The sequence below is a fragment of the Pseudomonas sp. QC2 genome, from assembly GCF_002859085.1.
GTDB lineage: Bacteria > Pseudomonadota > Gammaproteobacteria > Pseudomonadales > Pseudomonadaceae > Aquipseudomonas > Aquipseudomonas petroselini.
Window position 1 is genome coordinate 98,754 of record NZ_PKKS01000022.1, and the last position, 22,539, is coordinate 121,292.

Genomic DNA, 22,539 nt, shown 5'->3' on the forward strand with positions numbered 1-22,539 from the left:
ATATGAGCCGTCCTGTTTCCCTCGGCATCGACCTCGGCACCTCGGAACTCAAGGCCATCCTGATGGACCTCGACGGGCAGGTGCTGGCCCACGCCGGCGTGCGCCTGAGTGTGTCGCGGCGCCACAGCGGCTGGTCCGAGCAGGCGCCGGAAGACTGGTGGCAGGCGTGTTTACAGGCGCTGACCGAGTTGCGCGGGCATGCGGCGTTTGCCCACGTGGCCTGTATCGGCCTGTCCGGGCAGATGCACGGCGCGGTATTGCTGGGGGCTGACAACCGCGTGTTGTACCCGGCGATCCTGTGGGATGACTCCCGCGCCATCGCCGAGGCCGAGCAGCTGGGCGCGGCGTTCGCGGACGTGACCGGCAGCTTGCCGATGGCCGGGCTGACCGCGCCGAAACTGCTGTGGCTGCAACAGCATGAGCCAGCGGTGTTCAAGGCCATCGACTGCGTGTTGTCACCTAAGGATTATCTGCGTTTGCGCTTGAGTGGCGAGCGTATCAGCGAAATGTCCGACGCTGCGGGTACGTTGTGGCTGGATGTGGCACGGCGTGAGTGGTTCGTCCCGATGCTGCGAGCAACAGGCCTCACGCTTGAGCAGATGCCCAGGTTGGTGGAAGGCGGTGCCGCCAGCGCTGGGTTAAACGTGGACGGACTGGGCTTGCCTGCTTCGGTCGTTATCGCCGGCGGCGGTGGCGATAACCCGGTGGCGGCGGTGGGTATCGGTGCAATCAATGCAGGGGACGGGTTTATAACCCTGGGCACCAGCGCGGCCATCGTCGCCATCACCGACCACGCCGCCGGCAACCCGGCCAGCGCGGTACACAGCTTCTGCCATGCACTGCCGGACCGCTGGTACACCATGGGCGCGATGCTCGCCGGCGCCAGTTGCTTGCGCTGGGTGACGCGCCTGACGGGCATGCCGGATGAGCAAACACTGTTGGATCAGGTACAGGCGCAATTGCCGATGGGGCAACCGGTGCCCCTGGACACGCCGTTGTTCCTGCCTTACCTCGCCGGTGAACGCACGCCGCATAACGACCCGTTATTGCGCGGTGGCTTTATGAGCCTTGGCCATGACTGCACGCCAGCCCTGCTGGGTTATGCGGTGATGGAGGGGGTGGGGTTTGGTTTGCTGGATGCGTTGCACGCGGTGGAGTCCGCCGGGGCCAACCTCGGCGCCTGCGCCCTGGTTGGCGGCGGCGCGCGGAGTGAATATTGGGCGCAGTTGCTGGCCAATATCCTGCAGCGGGAGGTCTTCACCTTGCACGGCAGTGAGTTGAGTGCCTGCATTGGTGCGGCCAAGTTGGGGTTTATGGCGATTGGGCAGGGTGAGCCATTATTAGCGGCAGGGATGTCTGTCAAGGCGCGCTATAAGCCGGACAGCGCGCTAGAAGTGAATCTGCACGCCCGTTATAGCATGTTCGAAGGCTTACTTCCGGCAGCTCAGGGATTGAGCCCCGCGAGCATGGAGGCTACAGGGGCTTCGTCAAGCCAATATTAATCATGGCCAAAACGACGATACAGGTCGCACTGGTGCCCAAGAGGATGAAGTAATGCTTGAAGAACTTTCGGTTGCTACCTATAAGCGGCGCGAATGCCCAGAATGCCGCCATGAATAGCATTTCTGTGGTTGATAGCGTTTGTTGGCTGTTGTTTAGGTAGAACGGGGCAATCAGGAGTACACAGGCGGTGAATGATATCGCGGCCCTCGTCCCTGCTGTTTCTGCCTTGTTTGTCCAGTCCGTTCCGGCAATCATCGATCTGAACCAACAAGCCAATATAATCAGCATCGACAGTAAAAAGTCCATGGAGCTTTTTGTGAGATGAATATCTGCCAGTGAGAACAGCTCCGTCACCGGATCCCTGATCCACAATTGGTAGACGCTCAGCGTGTCTCTGAATATCCCCCTCCACTTGACGATGCCATCCGACAACGATGCCAGTGAGTTGACCATCGCAATAATCGGAATGACTGAGTAAACCTTAAAAAGTGAATTGCCTGTCTTCATATGACTGAGCATTTCGTCCCAATCTTCTTTTAAACTCATACTACGTCCCTAGAATACCTGTCTCGAAAAGATAGCAAATAGCCACAACTGGATCTATCTGACTGAACCCGCAACGGATCACATCAGGCCCATATGTCGCGATGCTGCGCACTTCAGCGACTAGTCACACAGCGGCGGCAAGCGCCGTTTCACCGGGGTTTTCTTGACGATCGCCGTGTTGGTTTCGGCATACGCGTTGATCCGGTCGAGCAAACTGTCGAGATGGTCCATGGTGCGCACGTGCAACCGTGCGATGAAGCAGTCTTCGCCCGTGACCTTGTCGCACTCGGTGAATTCGGGGATGGCCTGGATCTGGCGCTCCACCTCCTGCAATTTGCCCGGCAACGGGCGGATGCGCACGATGGCTTGCAGCAGGTAGCCAAAGTGCTTGGGGTCGATGTCTACGGTGTAGTGGGTGAGCACGCCGCGCTCTTCCAGGCGGCGCAGGCGTTCGCCAACGCTGGGTGACGACAGCCCGGTGATGCCCGCCAGGGCCTTGAGGGACAGGCGCGAGTCGTCCATCAAGGCGGCGATCAGTTGCTGGTCGATGGTGTCGATCATGGTATTTGCCTAATAAGAAAAGGTGATCTGGCGGTTTTGCCTTTTTTAGTCGCTGGAGCCACTGACCCGCAGATTGCCATACTTGAGCCTCACTTGAGGAGCCTCAATCATGGATACATCTATCCGTCGCGGGTCGTGGGAAATGGTCGCCGCCATGCTGATCTCGGGCACCATTGGCTGGTTTGTCTTGGTCTCCGGCGTGTCGGTGATCGAGGTGGTGTTCTGGCGCTGTGTCATCGGCGGCCTGACACTGTTGCTGGTGTGCGCACTGCTGGGCTACTTGCGCCTGGACCTGCTGAGTTGGGCCACGTTGGGCCTGGCGATGCTCAGCGGCGTGGCGATTGTCGGCAACTGGCTGCTGTTGTTCGAATCCTATTCCCGCGCGTCGATTGCCATCAGCACGGCGGTGTACAACGTGCAGCCGTTCTTGTTGGTGATGCTGGCAGCGCTGTTCCTGGGTGAAAAGATCACCGTGCAGAAATTGGCGTGGCTGAGCGTGGCGTTCCTGGGGATGCTGGCGATTGTCACCGCGCATGGCGATCAACAGACCGGCGACGATTACCTGGCAGGCATCGCATTGGCATTGGGCGCGGCCTTCCTGTACGCCATAGCGGCGCTGATCATCAAGCGTCTAAAAGAAGTGCCGCCGCATTTGATGGCGTTGATCCAGGTGACCACCGGCGCGCTGTTACTGGCGCCGAGGGTGCCCTGGCATAGCCTGCCGGACTCGACCAACGCCTGGACGGCAGTGGTGACGCTCGGCGTGGTGCACACCGGTTTGATGTATGTATTGCTGTACGGGGCGATCCAGAAGCTGCCCACGGCCATTACCGGCGCACTGTCATTTATCTACCCGATTGCGGCGATCTTCGTTGATTGGATCGCCTTCGGGCATCGCCTGGGCTGGCTGCAATGGCTGGGGGTGGCGGCCATTCTATTGGCGGCTGCAGGGTTGCAGCGGGGCTGGTGGTGGCCCCGCTCCCGCAGGGTTAGTGCGTGCCCTGAAAGATGATATTTTCCGGATTGAAATGCTCCACCACGCTGCCCGGCTGCGGTAGCCCGAGGATGTGCCCCTTGATCTTGCCTACCACGTGCATCTCGCAGAGTTTGCAGTCGAACTTCAGGGTCAGCACTTCGTCGCCGTGGATCAACTGCATCGGCGCGACCTTGGTCTTCACGCCCGTCACACCCTTGGCCTGTTTAGGGCACAGGTTGAACGAGAAGCGCAGGCAGTGCTTGGTGATCATCACCGGGACTTCGCCGGTTTCTTCGTGGGCCTCGAAGGCGGCGTCGATCAGCTTCACACCGTGCCGGTGGTAGAAATCGCGGGCTTTCTGGTTGTAGACGTTGGCCAGGAACGACAGGTGCGCATCCGGGTAGACCGGCGGCGGCGAGGTTTCGGCCTTGCGGCCACCGCGTGGATGAGCGGCGATGCGAGCGGTGGTCAGCGCCTCGATCACTTCGCGGCGCAAGGCCTTGAGCTGCGAATTGGGGATGAAGAACGCCTGCGGCGCATCCAGCTGAATGTTCGTCGCGTGGTACTCGGTAGTGCCCAGTTGGCCGAGCAGGTCACGCAGGGTGTCCAGCGCCTGTTCCGGCTTGTTGGCCACACCAAACGGACCGGGCAGGGTGACGCTGGCGCTGATGCCTTCTTCACTGGTGGCGATGACTTCAAGCTGCTCTTCACGCAAACGAGCAACCCAAGACAGGCCGATACGGCGCTCGGACGAGGTCTTCAACAGCGCCTGTTGCCAGTTGTGATCGAGGTTGCGGTTCAGCGAGTGGTTCGGGCGCAGTTGATGCAGGCCGGCCGGCATTTCATTCGGCTCGACGCGGTAGCGGTAGCGCTTATCGCCGTCTTCCTCGAACTCACCTTTAGGCTCGGCGATGTTGGCGCGGAAACCCACCACTTCGCGTTTGACCAGCACATTCAGGCCGTCGCCATTGGACAGCGGCTCATGGGTGACCACTTGCAGGTCGCGCTTGCCGGCTTTTTCCACCACGCCCACCGGCAGGCCGGTGAAGGTCGGGGTGTCGAAGGCGCCGATGTCGATCTTGCGGTCACTGACGAAATAGTCGGTGCTGCCACGGTGGAAGGTTTTTTCCGGGTCGGGCAGGAAGAAGTGCGCCGTGCGGCCGCTGGAAGCACGGGCCAGGTCCGGGCGGTCTTCGAGAATCTCGTCGAGGCGCTGACGGTAATAGGCGGTGATGTTCTTCACATAGCCCATGTCCTTGTAGCGGCCTTCGATCTTGAACGAACGCACGCCGGCTTCGACCAGGGCGCGCAGGTTGGCGCTCTGGTTGTTGTCTTTCATCGACAGCAGGTGCTTTTCAAAGGCCACGACGCGGCCCTGGTCATCTTTCAAGGTGTACGGCAGGCGGCAGGCCTGGGAGCAATCGCCACGGTTGGCGCTGCGGCCGTTCTGCGCGTGCGAGATGTTGCACTGGCCGGAGAATGCCACGCACAGGGCGCCGTGGATGAAGAACTCAACGGCGGCCTCGGTTTCGTCGGCAATGGCGCGGATCTCTTGCAGGTTCAGCTCACGGGCCAATACCAACTGCGAGAAACCGGCCTGGTCGAGAAACTTGGCGCGGGCGAGGGTGCGAATGTCGGTCTGGGTGCTGGCGTGCAGCTCGATGGGCGGAATATCCAGCTCCATCACGCCCAGGTCTTGCACGATCAACGCGTCGACACCGGCGTCGTAGAGCTGATGGATCAGCTTGCGCGCGGGTTCCAGTTCGTTGTCGTGCAGGATGGTGTTGATGGTGGTGAAGACGCGGGCGTGGTAACGGCGGGCGAATTCCACCAGGGAAGCGATGTCGCTCACGTCGTTACAGGCGTTATGGCGGGCGCCGAAGCTAGGCCCGCCAATGTAGATGGCGTCGGCGCCGTGCAAAATGGCCTCGCGTGCGATGGCGACATCGCGGGCAGGGCTGAGCAATTCCAGGTGGTGCTTGGGCAAGGACATAGTTTTTTTAGTCAGGCTTGTCACGGTCGAGGCGGGCATTGTAGCGATGAAAACCCCTACAAGCATCCGCGCATTGTCCGATTGTGACCGCTGGTGGAGCCTGACTCAGGCTTTGGCAGCCATCGCGGTGACTTCCACGCGCATACCCTCTACCGCCAACGCGGCCACGCCAACTGCCGCACGCACCGGCCAGGGCTTGGCGAAGAAGCGTTTGTAGACCTCGTTGAAAGCGGCGCGGTCGGCCATGTCCGTCAGATAAATGGTCAGGTGCATCACCCGGTCCATGCCGCTGCCGGCCTTTTCCAGAGCGACTTTCAGGGCTTGAAGGGTGCATTCGCTCTGCTGGGTGATGTCGCCCAGTTCCAGGCTGCCGTCGGCGCGGGTCGGGATCTGGGTGGACACCAGGATGCCGTTGAAGCCGATCACGTCGGAAGAAATCGAATCGGCATCCGGGTCCGGGGTGTAGTGCAGGTCGTGGTTGGCCATGGGCGCCTCTCGTTGGCAGGTTCAGAAAGGCGCCATGGTCCCCGAAAATGACGGAGGGGGCAAACTACGCCCAGCGGCGGAACAGTACGCTCGCATTCACGCCGCCAAAGCCGAAGCCATTGGACAGCGCGTACTCAATCGGCATTGGCCGGGCTTGACCACGCAGCAGGTCCAGACCGTCAGCAAGGGCGTCGGGGTTTTCCAGGTTGAGCGTCACCGGAGCCACTTGGTCGCGCAGGGCGAGTACGGTGAAGATGGCTTCGATCCCGCCCGCCGCTCCGAGCAGGTGGCCGGTGGCGGATTTGGTCGAACTGATCGCCAGGCTGCCGCCCGTACCGAAGACCGTTCTGATTGCGGCCAACTCACCTTTGTCACCCACCGGGGTCGAGGTGGCGTGGGCGTTCAAGTACTGCACCTGATCCGCATTGATACCGGCCTGACGCAAGGCCTGCACCATCGCGCGTTGCGCACCGTCGCCGTCCTCCGGGCCCGCGGTCATGTGATAGGCATCGGCGCTGGTGCCGTATCCGACCAACTCTGCAATCGGTTGCGCGCCCCGCGCCAGGGCGTGCTCCAGCGCTTCGATGACGAGAATACCGGCGCCTTCACCCATGACGAAACCGTCGCGTGCCTGGTCGAAAGGGCGGGAGGCGCGTTCGGGCGTGTCATTGAAGTCGCTGGACAATGCCCGCGCCGCCGCAAAACCGGCGAGGCTGACCCGATGGATCGCCGCTTCGGCACCGCCACACACCGCCACATCGACTTCACCGGCGCGAATCATGCGCGCGGCGTCGCCGATGGCCTGTACACCGGCAGCACAGGCGGTGACCGGTGCACCCAACGGGCCTTTCAACCCGTAGTTGATCGACACATGCCCGGCGGCCATGTTGCTCAGGAAGGAGGGGATGGTAAACGGTGACAAACGCCGTGGGCCTTTGCTGTCGGTGGTACGCACCGCATCGGCGATCGCTGGGAAACCGCCCACGCCTGAGGCAATGATGGTGGCCGTGCGCGCCTGCTGTTCGGGCGTCTCAGGCGTCCAGCCTGCTTGCTTCAAGGCTTCATCCGCCGCCGCCAGGGCGAACAGGATAAAGCGGTCCATTTTGCGCTGTTCCTTGGCCGCCAGCAGCCGATCGGGGTCAAACCCGGCTTCGGGGTCTTGCAGCACGCTCTGGACCTGGCCACCGATGCTCACGGCCAAGTCTCCGATCAACGCTTGCGGCAAGCGACGAATGCCCGACTGCCCGGCCAACAGGCGTCGCCAGGTTGTCTCCACGTCAGCGCCCAATGGCGTCAGCGCGCCCATGCCTGTCACAACGATGCGTTTACTCATGATCAATCGACTCCGGTTGCGTTGAGGGTACAGACCCTATGGACGTCACTATCGTCATGAAAGTAACATGGCATCACACACCTTTGCACTGAACGATAGGAACTTCCATGCAACGCAAATCCCTGACTCGCGACGAATGCCCCATCGCCCGTAGCCTTGAGCGGGTAGGGGAGTGGTGGAGCATCTTGATCATGCGCGACGCGCTGCAGGGCTTACGCCGTTTCGATGAGTTCTCACGCAGCCTGGGCATCGCGCCCAATATGTTGACGCGCCGCCTTAATGCGCTGGTGGAGGCCGGCATGCTGGAGCGTCGGCCTTACAGCGAGCGGCCGCCGCGCGACGAGTATGTACCGACGGCCAAGGGTGAGGACTTTCGTATGGTGCTGATGTCGCTGGTGGCCTGGGGTAATCGGCACTATGCCGAGGAAGGCACCAGTGTCGAGTTGGTGGAGCGGGGTACCGGGCGTCCGCTGCAGCCGATATTGGCGAGCGAACAGGGGCATATCGTGTCGTTGGAGAACTGCGTTTTGCAGGCCGGCCCGGCCGCCAGCGACGGCATGCGCGAGCGTTTGGCGTCGCTCGCCGCAAAGCCTTGAATCACGCGGTTTCCAGCAATAATTTGGCGCCAGAAAATAAACATTTTTGCCGCATAAAGTCGTGTATTTCTCAGCCGATAGCCCATGAAGAAACCAGTTTTTCCGCACGGCTGAGGGCACGTCATGTTCAACACAACACTCAAGACAGAACTGGCGGCCAGGACGGCCGAAGCCACTGAATACAAAGGACTGATAGCTGCACTGGAACGCTCCATGGCCGTGGTCGAATTCGACCTCAACGGCAAGGTGCTGCGGGCCAACGACAACTTCCTCAAGACCCTCGGTTATCGCGCCGATCAATTGGCCGGCAAGTCCCACCGTGACTTCTGCCTGCCAGAGCTGACCAGCAGCCCGGCCTACAGCCAGTTCTGGACTGACCTGAAGGCTGGCAGGTTTGTGTCAGGCACCTTCAAACGGGTGGACGCCAACGGCAAGACCGTCTGGCTGGAGGCCAGTTACAACCCGGTGCTGGATGAGCGTGGCCAGGTACTGAAAGTGGTCAAGTACGCCTTGGACGTCACCGCCAAAGTCGAGCAAGAGGCGGCGACCCGCAGCAAACTGGCCGCGCTGGACCGAGCAATGGCAGTGATCGAATTTGATTTGAGCGGCCAGGTGCTGGACGCCAATGCAAACTTCTTGAACGTCATGGGTTATGGATTGGCAGAAATAAAAGGCAAGCACCATCGCTTGTTTTGCGAACCGGCGCTGATCAACAGCAACGAATACACAGACTTCTGGCGCCGCTTGAACAACGGCGAGTTCTTCACCGGGCAATTCAAGCGCCTGGGCAAGCATGGCCGGGTGGTGTGGCTGGAGGCGAGCTATAACCCGGTCTACGACGGCGACGGCAAGCTGGTCAAGATCGTCAAGTTTGCCAGCGACATCACCGAACGCGTGGAAAAGTTCGAGGAAGACTCTCGTGGTGCTTCCCGGGCCTACCATATCTCGTCCGAGACCGAGCGGTTTGCCGAACATGGCACCCAGGTGATCCAGGAGACCGCCACTGAAATGCGCCGCATCGCCGACAACATCGGCGCGTCTGCACGGCTGGTGGGACAATTGGGCGACCGATCCGAGCAGATCACCGCCATCGTCAACACCATTCGCGGCATCGCCGACCAGACCAACCTGTTGGCACTCAACGCAGCCATCGAGGCCGCGCGAGCAGGTGACCAGGGGCGCGGCTTTGCGGTGGTGGCCGATGAAGTGCGGCAACTGGCCGGGCGGACCAGCCGCTCAACGGCAGAAATTGCCGAGATGATCGGGATGATTCTCTCGGAAACCCGCGATGCGGTGAGCAGCATGAGCTCGACCCAGGAAGGCGCACAACGCGGCGTCAACCTGGCCGACCAGGCGGGCTCGGTGATCCTGCAGATTCGCACCAGCACCCGTGATGCGGTGGAGGCGGTCAGCATGTTTGCATCGAAGCTGGATGAGTCAGACGTGATTCCCAAAACCGCAGTCGGCTGGGTGGGCTGATGTAGCGAGGGAGCTTGCTATAAGGACGCAGCTGTGGAGCGGGGGCTTGCTATGAGGTGGCCTTCTGTGGCGAGGGAGCTTGCTCCCGCTGGGGCGCGAAGCGGCCCCGTTCTAAAGGGACTGCTGCGCAGTCCAACGGGAGCAAGCTCCCTCGCCACACGGATAGTCGACGGTCAGCCGCAGCTCATTCAAATCGCCGAGGAGGGCAGTGATGGCTTCAACGTCATGTTCCCGAGGTTACCGGGTGGGCTGGATGACGTTTTCGATGAAGGCGTTATCGGAAAAGGAGGGGCATTGCACCCCTCGTTCCGGTTTGAATCTTACTCTTTGACGTCCATGAACTCTTCAGCCCAAGCCACGTAGTTTTCCGGCAAGGTGTACGTGTGGGTCAGCTCGGTAGCGCTCAGGTTATCGGTGCTATGGGTCAACTGGCGCTGAGCACGCAGGCTGTCGTAGGTCGCCTTGATCGCGGCAAAGTAGGCGCCGTGACCAGCAACCACTACACGCACACCGAGGCTGGCCAGACGTTTGGCGTCATTCAGTTTAGGGTTGCCATACGTCACCAGCATCAGCGGCACCGTCAGGTTCTCCGCGATCTGCTCGAGGTGCTCAAAATCAGCCACACCCACCATACAAATCCCATCGGCACCGGCTTTCTGATAAGCCAGGGTGCGCTCGATAACCGCTGCAGTCGGCAACACGCCAGCATTGGTGCGGGCAATGATCGACAGTTCTGGATCAACACGCGCTTCCAGCGCGGCGCGGACCTTGCCGATGCCTTCTTCAATGGAGATCAGGTCAGTGGATTTACGCCCGAACTGCGCAGGCAGCAGCGTGTCCTCAATGGTCAAGGCGGCCACACCGGCACGCTCAAGCTCCTCAACGGTGCGCATCACGTTAAGGGCATTGCCGTAGCCGTGGTCGGCATCGGCAATGAACGGCAGTTGGGCAACGCGACCTATACGGGTGGCTTGTTCGACGAACTCACTCAGCGTGATCAGCGCGAAATCGGGTGCGGCCAATACCTGCAACGAGGCAACGGAGCCACCGAGGATGCCGACTTCGAAACCCAGGTCAGCGGCGATACGCGCCGACATCGGGTCAAAGACGGAAGCGGTTTCAACGCAGGTTGGGGTGGCAAGCAATTCACGGAATGTGCGGCGCAGGGCTGAGTGAGAAATCTTTGGCATGGGCTTTCCTGGTTCTGGTCATCGTCTTGTGACGATCAATGTCTATTCGTGGTGGTGCGAGATTAACATGCGGGCGAATAGGAGATGATGACGTTTCAGCATTAGGCGGGGGCTGAGGTATGGCGTGTGGGTTTACGGTTGGAGGGCGGACAGGATTGGCGGGCAGGGCCCGCCAGTTGATCGGCGCCCGGGTTGGGCGCCTTTCTCTCATTCATGCCTGCTCTTGATACCCTTTGCGAAGTTTCTCCGCGATCAGCTTTTCTGCTTCACGCAAAGCACGTTCAGGGCTGTCTAGGGACTTGATCAGGGTCTGCCCCTTGGTGCCGATACGGCCAAAATTCACCGTCACCTCGGCCTCCGCCACGCCAATACGCCAGAACTTGTTGGCGTTGCCGTCTCCAAAGGTGAACGCGCGCATCAAGGGAAGCGCTTCAGGGGTGATTGGCGCTTCGACCTCGATCTCGACGGTTTCCTCTGCCTGTTTCGGTTCTGGCAGCGCAGGGGCTTCCTCACCCCGTAGGAGCGTTTCGATGCGATTGAGCACGTCTTCCGGATCGCGCAGCCAGTCATGGCTGGGCACGTCGATGATCTTCCAACCGAAACTGCGCAGTACCGTCGGGCGGAAGATGTAACGCTCACGCACGTCAGCGGCAGCCGCGGTGTCGCCGTCCAGCAGCACGCCGAGGCTGAAGTGTTCGCCGCTGGCGTCACTGATCGCCAAGTCACAGCGGAACTGTGAACGCCCGACATATTCCTGGACCGAATGCCCGCGTTTGCGCAACGCGGCGGCGAGGGCACTGCGCAGGTGGTCCTTGGGCAGGCTGACGGCAAATGACTGCTTGGCGCCTGGATTGAGGTTGGCGAGGATACCTTGGGAGCGCGGCGCATCCCCACTGGCACTGGCCTGCGCAAACTGCAGGAACGCGCGCAGTGCAGCGGCACCGTCGTTGTGAGTGTTGGTGATGGCCTCGGATTCGATGCTGGAGACGATCGCCATGCGCTTGCGGGCGCGACTGAAGATCACGTTAAGGCGTTTTTCCCCACCTCGCTGGTTGATCGGGCCGAAATTCATCAGCATCTTGCCGTTTGGTCCTGGCGCGTAGCAGATGCTCAGAATAATCACATCACGCTCGTCCCCCTGGACGTTCTCCAGGTTCTTGACGAACAGGCCATTGAATTGCCCGGCATCTTCACGCACGTACTCGCGCTCAAGACGTGTGGCAAAGGCCGAGTCGCTGCTGGCCAAGTCTTCCAGGGCCTGCTCAATGGCACCTTGCTGGGCCTCGGAAAACGCCACGATGCCCAGGCTCAGGCCGGTCTCGCGTTGCAGCAGCTCACGCACCAGATTGGCGATATAGCGTGCTTCGGCCAGATTGCTGCGGCTGAGGTAGACACCGTCGCTCATCTTCAAGAAGCTGATCGGGCTTTCCAGCAGCGTGTCGGCGCCCTGGACCACCGCCTGGGCATCCTTGGAGTCAAGGGCCGCGTGAGCCGGGGCAGGGCGCTCGATACGACGGTCAGGAATGGTGATCAGCCGCCCTTCGTAGAACGCTGCATTGGAGAAACTGATCAAGGCTTCGTGGCGACTGCGGTAGTGCCAAGCCAGGAGGGTCGCCGGCAAGTTACGTGCGGCTTGGCTCAGCAGGCTGTCGGCATCAAGGTTGATTGCGATCTGTTCTCCATCCTCCATGGCAATCAGTTCGTTATCGTCCTGGTCGCCGGCGCTGGAGAAGAAGTTGGTCGGTGGCAACTGCATCTCGTCACCCACCACAATCACCTGCTGCGCACGGCTCAGGGCCGGCACGGCTTCTTCGCTGGGGATCTGGCTGGCTTCGTCGAAAATCACCACGTTAAACAGGTCCGGCGTCAATGGCAGGGTGTCTGACACCGACAGCGGGCTCATCAACCAGATGGGCTTGAGGTCGTTGATCACCCGGCCACTGTCGCCACTCGCCATTTCACGAATAGAGCGATAGCGCATGGTCTTGCCCAACTCATGCTCCAGTTCACGACGGCCCTTGGCGTAGGCTTTCTTGAACTCACGGGCTTGGGCGTCCAGTTGAGTCACCGACATCGCCGATTGCTTCACATGCTCCAGAAAACGCTGGTGCAACGTAGCGCTGAGCACGTGAGCATTACTTTTGAGCAGGCTGCTTTCAGCCTGGCTGACCTGACGTGCAGCCAAACTTAACGCCGGGCCATCGAAGCGCGCCAGCTGCGGGTTGGCGCGGTACAGGCGAGTCAGGTTTTCCTGGGCAATCAAACCGTCCAGTGCGCGGTGCGCCAAGGCGTACTGTTGCACGACCGCCAAGCAGACAGTATCGGCCTGGTGCAACTCATTGAGCAGGGGCAGGGTGTCGGGCAGTTCGTCGAGTTCTTCGCGCAGATCGCGCAGGTATTCCGCCAACTCGCTCAAGCTCGGCGCCGGGTCGAACACACAATGTTGCGCGACCAGTTCGGCCAAGCGGGCCACCGGCTGGCGCAGGTTGGCTTCCTGGCGCACACCAGGCAGGGAATCCGGATTACCCCGGAGGCCTTCGACCCACTGACGCAACAGCGGTGATGTGCTCAGTTGCTGGAGCAGGGCTTGCAGGTTGCTCACGAACAGGTCGATATCCGGGATGCCATAGCGACCTTGCAGGCGTTGCTGCTCGACGTGCAGCTCAGCAGTGGCGCGGTGCTCGCCGGCCAGGCCGTCGAGCACACTGCGAAAACTGGGACGAATCGCGTGTTGACTGAAGTCGTAGCGTCGTTGCACTTCACTGCGCAGCCGCCACCAGGCGGGTTGCAGCCAACGCAGCAGCGAGCCTTCTAACCGCTGTGCTAGGTCGAGGGCAGCCTGGGTATCCTGGGGCGCGAGTTTTTCACGCCAGTAGTGGGTCGATTCACGGGCGTTGTGTTGCTGTACGGTCAATGCCTGCAACGCCAGCTGTTCGGCGTGCAACGCTTGGGAGCCCGGCGAGCCTGGCTCCAGCAGGTCGAGGTGCGTTGCCAGGTTGGCGCTGGTCAGTTGTTCCGCGGCCTGGGTCAGTAAGCACGCATCCGCCAGGCGGGTGTCCCCAGACAGCAGGCCCGACGATGACTCCAGGAACGGCTCGACACTGTCCATCAGCCCACTGGCTTCATCCAGGAACGCCTTGAGTTGACCATATGCATGTTCTTGGGTAATCAGGCTTGAGGCCAAGTGGCTGAAAGGATGCCGTGCAAAACTGTCGAGGCCGAAACGTTCTTTGATCGTTTGATACACACGGCCGGTCAGCTCGCTTTGGGCCTGCCAATGACGCCATTCGGGCAAGCGCTCCAAGGCTTCGGGTGGCAGCTTTGCAGCAACGGGCGGCAGTTCAATCAGATGACGTACCAACTCGCGTACCGAGCATGCCAAGGACTCCGGCACCCCAGCCATTGCCTGTTCAAAACACTCTATCAAGCCCAGTTGTTGGCTCAGGCCAGCCAGCAGGGTGTCGCGCCGGGCTTGCAACTGCGGCGACTGCGCATCGCCGGCGATCCAACGCTCATAGCACTCGCGCAGGTTGCCCACGAAGGCCTTCTTGTCGGTCTGAGAGTCGTGGATCAGGCAGCACAAGTCGCCCAGTTCACTTTGTTGCAGGCGATGGAACACCACGTCCAGCGCCGCACGTTTTTCACAGACGAACAGCACCCGCAGGCCGCGACCTGCGTAGTCGGCGATCAGGTTGGTGATGGTCTGGGACTTGCCGGTGCCCGGCGGCCCCTGAATGATGAAGTTACGCCCGGTACGGGCCAGGCTGACGGCGGCATTCTGCGTAGCGTCACCGGCGACCACGTTCCACTGTTCGGTCAACGGGATGGGGTCAGGGGACTGGACCTCGACGTCCCGAGGTTCGATGGAAAACATCCGGTCAAACGCTTCGTTCTGCGCTGGTTCGTCGATCAGCTGCGCATAGTCCCGCACCAGCGACATCTTGCGATAGTTGAAGTTGGCCAGGGTCACCTGCGTCAGGTCGATGTCCCAGGCGTAGCGATGCCCCTGGTTCTCGGGCAGGGCGAAGGTACTGTTTTCGGCGCTGCTGGCGACCATCTGAGGGTGTTGATTGCGCAGCACGGGTTTGGCGCCTACGGCCAGGCGCAGCGGCAACTCACTGGGCAGTACCTTCTGCTGGAACAGTTGCAGGCCCAGCGGACGGAAATCTTCGCGGTCGTAGCTGAAATCCGGCTTGACCAAAGGCATCGCTGAACGCTGGCGAGCACGACGGCGCTGGAAGTGGTGCAGATGCTGCACGGCCTTCTGGTGGATCAGCTCGATTTGCGGTTTGCTTTGCAGGCGTAACTCGACGCCGGGCTCGGTCAGTTTGATCTGGCGCGCAATATCAGCATGGATGTCTTCCAGAGACGTCTTTTGCAGGTCGACGGTTTCCGGCAACTGGATATCGTAGAGCTGACGCAACTGATGACGCAGTACCGGGTTGAATTGCGCCTCGGTTTCGTCGCATTGCAACACGAACTGGTCACGCACACCTTTTTTGCGACTCAACTCCACTGGAAGCCAGAGCAGCGGGGTAACAATACGTTCTTCCGGCGTGTCCTTGAGGTTGTGCCAGCGCATGAAGGCCACCACCAGGCGCAAGTTGCTGAAGCCGAACTCGGCACGATCACGTCGAGTTTCTTGGATGATGCGCTCCAGCGACGCCTGCAACCAGGTCTGGTCTTCAAACCGCAGCCATTGCTGCAGTCCAACAGGCTTGCCGCTCAGCACTTGTTCGGAAAACCCGCCGAAGGTGGGTTGCCAGGTGCACAGCGCTTCGGGCCGGATACTTTCAATGCGCATCACCAACGGAACGCTGGCCACGGTCAAGTTGACGTTGGCCTGGGTTGGCCGGAAGTACAGCAGGCGATTGCGGCGCGAAAGGTCAAACAACCGGTTGCGCAGATGTTCCAGCACCACCGTGCGCCGCGACGCCGGGCCTTCGGCCTGGGCCAACACACGCTCGACATCCAGGCTGGCTGGCTGTTCGCGCCAAGACTCCAGGCGCCGCGCCAGCGAGCCCACATCCGTGGCGCGCTCATGGCGGTTCAGCTCAGTCATCTCAACGATCAGATTGGCCAACACCGGGTTGAGCCGGCCATTAAGCTGGAACAGGTTGCGGCGGTGCCGGGCAAACGTCTTGAGGTCATTGATATCGGCGAAATCCAATCCGCATGCCAGGCACGCCAGCAATTGACCGAGCTGGAATATGTCGGTGATCTCATCGTGGTGCCCGAGGCGATGCTCCCAACTGTGCAGGTCCGGAAGGAATACCGGGTGGTCGATGGCTTGATGCAGGTCCTCCTGGACTTGCAGGTCGGTAATGGCCACGCCGCTTTCCGAGTCCCGGGTCAGGCGGACTTTGCCGACGACATTCAGCGCCGATTCCGGATTGGGCTGCACCTGCTTGATCGCTTCCAGCGCCAGCCGCGGCGGGACACCTTCAGGATTACGCAGTTGCAACGTGCGTTCCGGCCCTTGCAGCACATCGAGGTAGCTGAGCTGGGCGACACGTCCCAGTTCATGCAGTTGTGCCACCTGACGCAGCAGTGGCAGCGCCAGGAACAACACATCGTCGATGGGTACGGCGGCGCCATCGTGGCTCTGCAGCAATTGAGTGAACGTGACGGGTTGGCTTACTGGGTCCATGTGTCGACCTCCGCTTTGAGCGCGCGAACGATCGGGTCGAGCTCACGTTTGGGTAGTTTGATATCGCGCTTGAGCACGCTGATAAAGTCATCGGCGCTGCCGAGTTTCTTGGCGGTGCGCGCGGCGTGCAGCAGGGCTTCATCCCGCAAGTCGCGGTCCACCAGACTCAGGTCGAGCATGACGAAGTGCAGGTATTCATGGATGCTGGTGTCGATACGCTCGGCATTCAACGTCGTTAGGTCGAGTGGCGTTTCGTTGTCCTTCCAATCGGGAAAGAAACCGCGCACCTGATTGAGCACAACCTCTGATTGCAACACGGGGGAGCTGGTGAAATGGGCAATAAAGCTGCGGGTGAGGGCGGTCAACTCGACCTGGTCGATCACGTCCAGACGATTGAGCGACAACGGCCCGCGCAACCGCCGATCCAGCCAGCTATCCGTATCCGGGAGTTGCCGCCACCAGCTGTCCACCGCCTGGGAGCGCAAAAACGTCTCCGGATGGGAAATGCCCTGGGACAGCTGCGCGTCCTTGCCATCCAGCTCTCGGGCCTGCTTCAAGTAGCTGGCGGCATCCACGCTGACAATCCCGGTGTGAATCTTGACCAGCGAGGTAATCGACGCTTCTGGCCCATTAGCCACGAGTGCCGCTCCGCGGTCGGCATAGATTTCGGTGTGCAAGCTATATAGACGTGCCGTCTGTTCCAGGCTGGACGGCGTATTCACATCGGCCATGGCGTGATTGAGAATTCGCTCTGCGGTGAGAAAGTCGCCACCGTGCTCCGACCATAACCGGTAATGAGCCAGCTCATGTCCCAGCAGCGCCAGCAACTCCTGGGCGTCCAGCCGCTCAAGAATCGGGCCGTAGAACACCACATGCACTTCACCGGCCAGGTAATACAGGCTCGCATTCATCGCGCCGTCGCCAGCCTGGTAAAGGGTGGCGGGTGCCTTGATCTGCAAACACTGTAATGCCGTTTCACAGGCCTGATAGGCCTGCGGATGGGTCTCGGGACTTAAGCGATAGGTGTCACGCAGCAATTGCGCACGTACATCCTGGGCATGTTCCTGCTGAACGCCCAAGGACGAGGCCCAATCCCACACGACAGGTTCATGGGCTTTCAGGTAGTCGACCACGCGCTGGTGGTAAGGCAATGGCGTCAGGCTGCTGATATCCAGCGCGGGGGTACTCATCGTTCAAACGTCCTTGAGAGGATACGGCTCCATGCACCGCGTGGGCAGCAGAGACTGGGCTGGCATCCCGGTATCAGTGATCGGCAATAAACGCGGAGCATATCCGTTTCGCATGACTGCTGCACGGCGCAAGGGATTAATCCCATTCTGCAGGGTGTCTATAGTTGATGCACCCGCGCAGCGTCCCTTGGAGCCGTGCGCAACCCAGCCGAAGATTGAGGTGACCCGAATGAACAGCGAATCCACACCGCACAGGATCCGTACCGACCCAATCGACGCCGAGTACTTTGAATACAGCAAAGCGGCCAATCCGATCAGCGCGAACTTGATCTCACGGATTCCCTATCAGAGCTTCCCAGCCTCGCTGTATGACAGCGGCCCCTCCAGGGTGGTGCCACTGGACCTCAGCGAAGCCTTGGGCTGCGAAGGCCCGGCGACTGGCCCTGGGCTGTGCGCGAACTTCATTCGGCTCAACGCCGGCGATACCCTCTACCTGCAGCCCAACGCGACGTCACAAGTGTTCTATGTGATCGCAGGGGAGGGCCGCGTGGTTCAGGGCGAGCATGCCATTCAATGGTCTAAAGGCTGCTTTATTGCGCTGCCGGGCCTGCAGGAGGCATGTCTCAGTGCAACGCAGGATGCTCGGTTTTACTATGTGCACGATGAGCCGCTATTGCGCTACCTGGGTGTGACGCGCAGCAGTGATCGCTTTGCGCCGACGCTCTACCCCGCAGACGTGGCGAACGCGAAACTGCGTGAAGCAGCCGACGACCCGCGTGCGCAGGACCGCAGTCGCATCAGTATCCTGCTGGGCAATCGCAACTTTCCACAGACACGCACGGTGACGCATGTGCTGTGGGCGATGTATGGGATTCTGCCAGCGGGTTCGGTGCAAAAGCCCCATCGGCATCAATCGATTGCCTTGGATTTCATTATCGATTGCCCGGCAGGGTGTTACTCGTTGGTGGGTACTGAGCTGGATGTGGATGGGCAGATCCACAACCCGGTACGGGTTGACTGGTCACCTGGCCTGGCGTTTGTGACCCCGCCCGGTTACTGGCATGCGCACTTCAATGAGGCAGACACGGAGGCATTCCTGATCCCGATTCAAGATGCGGGGCTGCAAACGTACCTGCGGTCGTTGGATATTCGGTTCAGTTGAGTGGCTTGGGGTCAACGCGAATGAAACACTGCGCTGCTATCGACAGGTTCAGGGTTTCCCAGGTCAGTGACTGGCTCCCGAGATTAAACAGGGCGCGGGGCTAGCTGCCTGCCGGGTGGTTCTTTTTGGTCTCCTGAATAAACTGCCTCAACTCCTTGCTAGAGTGACTGAATGAAAGATACCGTGACAGACAATGCCGACTGGGAACTGCTGAACCTTGAATGGCATCAAGGCTTCGCGTTTATGGACGGCACGTTACTGGGTGATGGGCAGGTACCCAATGTGTACATCATGCTCACTCCTCAAGGCCTGCCGCCCGGCGAGACGGTGGAACGCGCCCTTGCCGGGCACTACCCGCCGTCCCCATTGTTTGCCGAACAGCCGGTGTGGCGGCATCGCAAAAACCCTGCGCTCCTGCGCGATGCGCGGCGCGATTACTATCTGCTTCCAGGCTACCAGGCGCGCTATGGCTACCATGCGCTTCATCGCCTGGCGTTTCGTTTCAACCACGGGCTGGAAAACCTGGGCCACCAATACTGGCGGGATGAAACCTGCGCCTATTGGTTTGACCATTACACGGTCGTGACAATTGCTGATGCGCGACACGGGCACCTTGCGCTACTGGAACCGTCACCCGCATCGGTGACCGCTGCCTCGGCGCTTTTCAGCGATGGGGTGACCGTCTTTCTGCAGGGGCAATTCATCGCCAACGCCACTGCCCAGGTGAGTTACTGCAATCATCCTGATTATCGAGTGATCGACAACAAAGTGTATCGGGGTTTCAAGCCCTTGCACCAAAAGGACGGCACGCCGCTGCCAATTGCCAATCCAGGCAACTTCCAAATGCTCGCGCGTCGCTGGGGCTCGGATGGCCAATCGATCATTGTGCAAGCGCAGCAAGGCTCAAGCATTGCCTACGAATACTTCTACCGTATCGACAATGCTGACCTTGAAACATTCACCGTGCTCAACGAGCGTTATGCAAAAGACCGCCACCGCGCCTATTACCTGACCGGAAAAAACCTGCGTTATGTGGGTGAATTCAATCTGCTCAGGTGCTGGCAACCGGCGTTTGATGAGTGCGGCCGCGTAGTCAGCGCCAGCGAACACGAAGACGAGTATTTCGCTGTAGACGACCAATTCGTCTACGCCGCCGGTACCCGCCTGCGCGGCGCTCACGGCCCGAGCTTTCGGCATTTGGGGTTGGGTTACTACCGCGATCAGCAGCACGCTTATTTGCGCAACAAACGCCTGGAGGTAGACGTAGAGAGTTTCGTGGTGGCCCAGCTCTATAAAGGGCCGCAGGATTACTCGCCTGTATTGGTAGGCGACAAGCATGGCCCACTGGGCTCCGGCGGCGTCGTCGATGCGGCCATGCAACAAGCATGGGCTGTGTTCTTCATCGCGCATCCGCACCTGCAAGACTATTGGTGGCACCGCCTGCAAGACAACGCACAGTCCCAGGAAGAAACCGCGCCCTTGCATGCCATCGGCCTCAATTTCGAGCTGGGCCGGCACGTGTATTTTCACGGGAGGCCAATCAGCGGGCTGGACGCGGCGAGTTTCAAGTTGCTCGATCGTCACCTGTGCGGCGATGCAAATGGCTTGTACCTGATCCCGTTTCATAACGCCGACACTCAAGTGCCCGAACGCTTCTCAATGGAGCCCGCTGAGCATTTTCGCGCATTGGGTTCGCCATACCTGACTGATGGTAAAACAGTGTTCTGCCAGCGGGTTTTCTATCATCCCCCCGAGCCCATTCGTAAGGCCGATGCGGCGACGTTCGAGTCATGCGGTCATGGCTGGGCCAAGGATAAACACGCGGTTTATTACTACGGCCAGGCCAAAAAATACCTGAGCCCTGCGGATACGCAAGTCATCGGTACTTATGCCTTCAGCCCTACGGCGATACTGTCGGAGGGCAAGTTGCTGGATGTGACGTTCACCCCAGACGAAGTGCGCGTGCCGCATCCCGACTTTTTACAACTGGGCACGCGCAAACTGTTCTGCCACCGACGCCCCCTCAGCGCGAAGCGCATAGACCTGGCCACGCTGGAGTTTCTGAGTGACCGCCATGCCCGCGACAAGCATCGGCTCTACCACTACGACGGTTATGCAACGCTGAGTGAAGTTGATGAGGCGCACTATCAGAAAGCGGGCAGCGGGGACTGACAAAGAGGATGGATGAACGGCAATTTGAACATGGTCAGACACTCATCAGATTGCCAAGGCCGCCATGGCCATGGCCGTGGTGATCATCGAGCAGTGCGCGGTGCGTACACTGCAGATGTCCGCAGGTGCGGTCAGTGGCGTGGTCACGGAAAAAGGTGAAATTCGCTGTGATCACGTCTTGCTCGCGGGGGGCATGTGGTCACGGCGCTTTCTGGGCAACCTCGGCGTCTCGTTGCCGACCTTGCCGTTGACCTGCTCGGTACTGCGTACCCACCCCATGGACGGGCCGACAGAGATTGCTGTCGGCGCGCCGGACTTTTCGTTTCGCAAGCACAAGGACGGCGGTTTCATCATCACGCAGCGCGGCAAGCTGGATGCGTTCCTGACCCTCGATCACCTCTTGCTCGCCAAGCAGTATATGCCGCAGTTCCGTGCGCAACGCAGTGTGCTCAACGTGTCGCTGGGCAAGCCGTTTATCAATGACTTGGCGCTGGCGCGGCGTTGGCGGGCAGACAGCGTGAGCCCGTTCGAGCGCGTCAGGGTGCAGGACCCGGAGGCCAACCCACGGCTCAACAACGACGCGATGAACAACCTGATTGCCGCCTGGCCGGTGTTCCAACAGGCGCGGATCGCGCATACCTGGGCGGGCACTATCGACGTGACACCGGATTCCAACCCGGTCATCGGCCCGGTTGCGCAGATCCCGGGGCTGACCGTGGCCACCGGCTTCTCGGGGCACGGGTTCGGTACGTCGCCGGCGGCGGGCCATCTCGCGGCGGACCTGGTCAGTGGGCATACGCCGATCATTGACCCAAGCCCTTACCGCTTCGACCGTTTCTAAAGGAGCAAGGCCATGCCTGCTGATAGCTGTTTTTTCACCAATCGTTCGGGCTTGCGCCTGCACTATTTGCGCTGGGGCGCGCCGACCGGCGTGCCGTTGGTGCTACTGCACGGTTTGCGCGCCTATGCACAGACCTGGGAGTCGCTGGTGCAGGCCCTGGGGGAGGGCTACTGTATCTTTGCCCTGGACCAGCGCGGCCGTGGGTTGAGCGACTGGGCTGAACCTTCCAGTTATCACACTCAATCCTATGTCGAGGACCTTGAGGATTTGACCGCCCATGTCGGCCTGCAGCGTTTTGTCTTGCTCGGGCACTCATTGGGTGGCGCCAACGCGCTCGAGTATGCACGGCAACACCCGGGACGCTTGATAGGCTTGTTGATCGAGGATATCGGCCCCGGGTCTTCAACCCAAGGCGATGGCGCCGCGCGTATTCGACGCGAGATGGGCCAGACGCCGTTGCAGTTCGAAAGCTGGGACGCGGCCCGCGCATTCTGGAAGGCTTCACGTCCAGGTTTGTCGGAGCAGGGCCTGGCATCCAGGCTGGCGCATTCGATGCAAGAGCGCGACGGCGTGATTGGCTGGCGTCATGATCAACAGGGGATTGCCGAGGCACGGCTGAGTATCGAACCTACCGATTTGTGGCCTGCGGTGCGCTCCCTGGACTGCCCAAGCCTGTTCATTCGCGGCGGCCGCTCGGACTTTCTACCACCTGCCATGCTGCAGGCCATGTGCGCCAGCAACCCGAAGGTCCAAGCCGTGGAAGTGGCAGATGCCAGTCACTATGTTCATGATGATCAAGGCGAAGTATTCAATCGATTGGTCGCAGACTTTCTAAGCAGTCTGACGCAGGCAGTTTAGTGA

At 60.5% G+C, this 22,539-nt stretch carries 14 protein-coding genes and 3 pseudogenes; 9 read left to right on the forward strand and 8 right to left on the reverse strand.

The genetic code is table 11. The annotated features are described in order from the left end of the window. Positions 1 to 2 precede the first annotated feature (2 nt). Entirely contained in the window at positions 3 to 1,502 is a 1,500-nt protein-coding gene (gene xylB, locus QCBJ_RS20500) for a xylulokinase (protein ID WP_102061492.1), read from the forward strand. On the opposite strand, the gene QCBJ_RS20505 is transcribed toward xylB, so the two are convergent. Both QCBJ_RS20505 and QCBJ_RS20510 read right to left on the reverse strand, forming a co-directional pair. Continuing rightward, on the reverse strand, positions 1,474 to 2,049 hold the full coding sequence (locus tag QCBJ_RS20505; RefSeq protein WP_102061493.1) for a hypothetical protein: 576 nt from the start codon (positions 2,047 to 2,049) through the stop codon (positions 1,474 to 1,476). The two genes, xylB and QCBJ_RS20505, sit on opposite strands and share 29 nt — an antisense overlap. A 120-nt stretch (positions 2,050 to 2,169) precedes the next feature. Next, positions 2,170 to 2,610, reverse strand: a complete 441-nt coding sequence (locus QCBJ_RS20510; RefSeq protein ID WP_012724288.1) for an Lrp/AsnC family transcriptional regulator — start codon at positions 2,608 to 2,610, stop codon at positions 2,170 to 2,172. Between the two features lie 109 nt (positions 2,611 to 2,719). Between QCBJ_RS20510 and QCBJ_RS20515 the strand changes: the two genes are divergently transcribed. Continuing rightward, complete coding sequence (locus QCBJ_RS20515; protein WP_064054627.1) at positions 2,720 to 3,622, forward strand: DMT family transporter; 903 nt, start codon at positions 2,720 to 2,722, stop codon at positions 3,620 to 3,622. On the opposite strand, the gene QCBJ_RS20520 is transcribed toward QCBJ_RS20515, so the two are convergent. The 3 genes from QCBJ_RS20520 to fabF all read right to left on the reverse strand — a co-directional run bounded on the left by QCBJ_RS20520 (position 3,600) and on the right by fabF (position 7,398). Next, positions 3,600 to 5,579, reverse strand: a complete 1,980-nt coding sequence (locus QCBJ_RS20520) for a U32 family peptidase (RefSeq protein WP_102061494.1) — start codon at positions 5,577 to 5,579, stop codon at positions 3,600 to 3,602. The two genes, QCBJ_RS20515 and QCBJ_RS20520, sit on opposite strands and share 23 nt — an antisense overlap. Before the next feature lie 105 nt (positions 5,580 to 5,684). Continuing rightward, positions 5,685 to 6,065 carry a RidA family protein gene (locus tag QCBJ_RS20525; RefSeq protein ID WP_012724285.1) on the reverse strand — a complete coding sequence of 127 codons (381 nt, stop codon included), beginning with the start codon at positions 6,063 to 6,065 and terminating at the stop codon, positions 5,685 to 5,687. A 64-nt stretch (positions 6,066 to 6,129) separates the two neighbouring features. Continuing rightward, a complete protein-coding gene (gene fabF, locus QCBJ_RS20530) occupies positions 6,130 to 7,398 on the reverse strand; it encodes a beta-ketoacyl-ACP synthase II (RefSeq protein WP_102061495.1) in 1,269 nt (422 codons plus the stop codon). Between the two features lie 107 nt (positions 7,399 to 7,505). Here fabF and QCBJ_RS20535 point away from each other — a divergent pair, with 107 nt between their 5' ends. The 3 genes and pseudogenes from QCBJ_RS20535 to QCBJ_RS30805 all read left to right on the forward strand — a co-directional run. Beyond that, entirely contained in the window at positions 7,506 to 7,994 is a 489-nt protein-coding gene (locus QCBJ_RS20535; RefSeq protein ID WP_102061496.1) for a helix-turn-helix domain-containing protein, read from the forward strand. A 123-nt stretch (positions 7,995 to 8,117) separates the two neighbouring features. Further along, positions 8,118 to 8,885, forward strand: a pseudogene (locus QCBJ_RS30800) (PAS domain-containing protein); the annotation flags it as partial. Positions 8,886 to 8,996: 111 nt separating this feature from the next. Further along, positions 8,997 to 9,473: pseudogene (locus QCBJ_RS30805) on the forward strand (methyl-accepting chemotaxis protein); the annotation flags it as partial. Positions 9,474 to 9,793: 320 nt separating this feature from the next. Here the strand turns inward: QCBJ_RS30805 and QCBJ_RS20550 are convergent. The 3 genes from QCBJ_RS20550 to QCBJ_RS20560 all read right to left on the reverse strand — a co-directional run bounded on the left by QCBJ_RS20550 (position 9,794) and on the right by QCBJ_RS20560 (position 17,503). Further along, positions 9,794 to 10,663, reverse strand: coding sequence for an oxaloacetate decarboxylase (locus QCBJ_RS20550; protein ID WP_102061498.1), 870 nt, complete (start codon positions 10,661 to 10,663; stop codon positions 9,794 to 9,796). Between the two features lie 211 nt (positions 10,664 to 10,874). Beyond that, positions 10,875 to 16,313, reverse strand: coding sequence for a WGR domain-containing protein (locus QCBJ_RS20555; RefSeq protein WP_102061499.1), 5,439 nt, complete (start codon positions 16,311 to 16,313; stop codon positions 10,875 to 10,877). Then, entirely contained in the window at positions 16,301 to 17,503 is a 1,203-nt protein-coding gene (locus tag QCBJ_RS20560) for a M48 family metalloprotease (RefSeq protein ID WP_102061500.1), read from the reverse strand. Before QCBJ_RS20560 ends, QCBJ_RS20555 begins: the two co-directional genes overlap by 13 nt. Before the next feature lie 229 nt (positions 17,504 to 17,732). Between QCBJ_RS20560 and QCBJ_RS20565 the strand changes: the two genes are divergently transcribed. From QCBJ_RS20565 to QCBJ_RS20580, 4 genes and pseudogenes are all read left to right on the forward strand, one after another. Continuing rightward, positions 17,733 to 18,665, forward strand: a complete 933-nt coding sequence (locus QCBJ_RS20565; RefSeq protein WP_012724278.1) for a cupin — start codon at positions 17,733 to 17,735, stop codon at positions 18,663 to 18,665. Between the two features lie 171 nt (positions 18,666 to 18,836). Continuing rightward, on the forward strand, positions 18,837 to 20,837 hold the full coding sequence (locus tag QCBJ_RS20570) for a DKNYY domain-containing protein (protein ID WP_102061501.1): 2,001 nt from the start codon (positions 18,837 to 18,839) through the stop codon (positions 20,835 to 20,837). Positions 20,838 to 20,886: 49 nt separating this feature from the next. Then, positions 20,887 to 21,678 (forward strand): annotated as a pseudogene (locus tag QCBJ_RS20575) (NAD(P)/FAD-dependent oxidoreductase); the annotation flags it as partial. Between the two features lie 12 nt (positions 21,679 to 21,690). After that, entirely contained in the window at positions 21,691 to 22,536 is an 846-nt protein-coding gene (locus QCBJ_RS20580; RefSeq protein ID WP_102061502.1) for an alpha/beta fold hydrolase, read from the forward strand. Positions 22,537 to 22,539 lie beyond the last annotated feature (3 nt).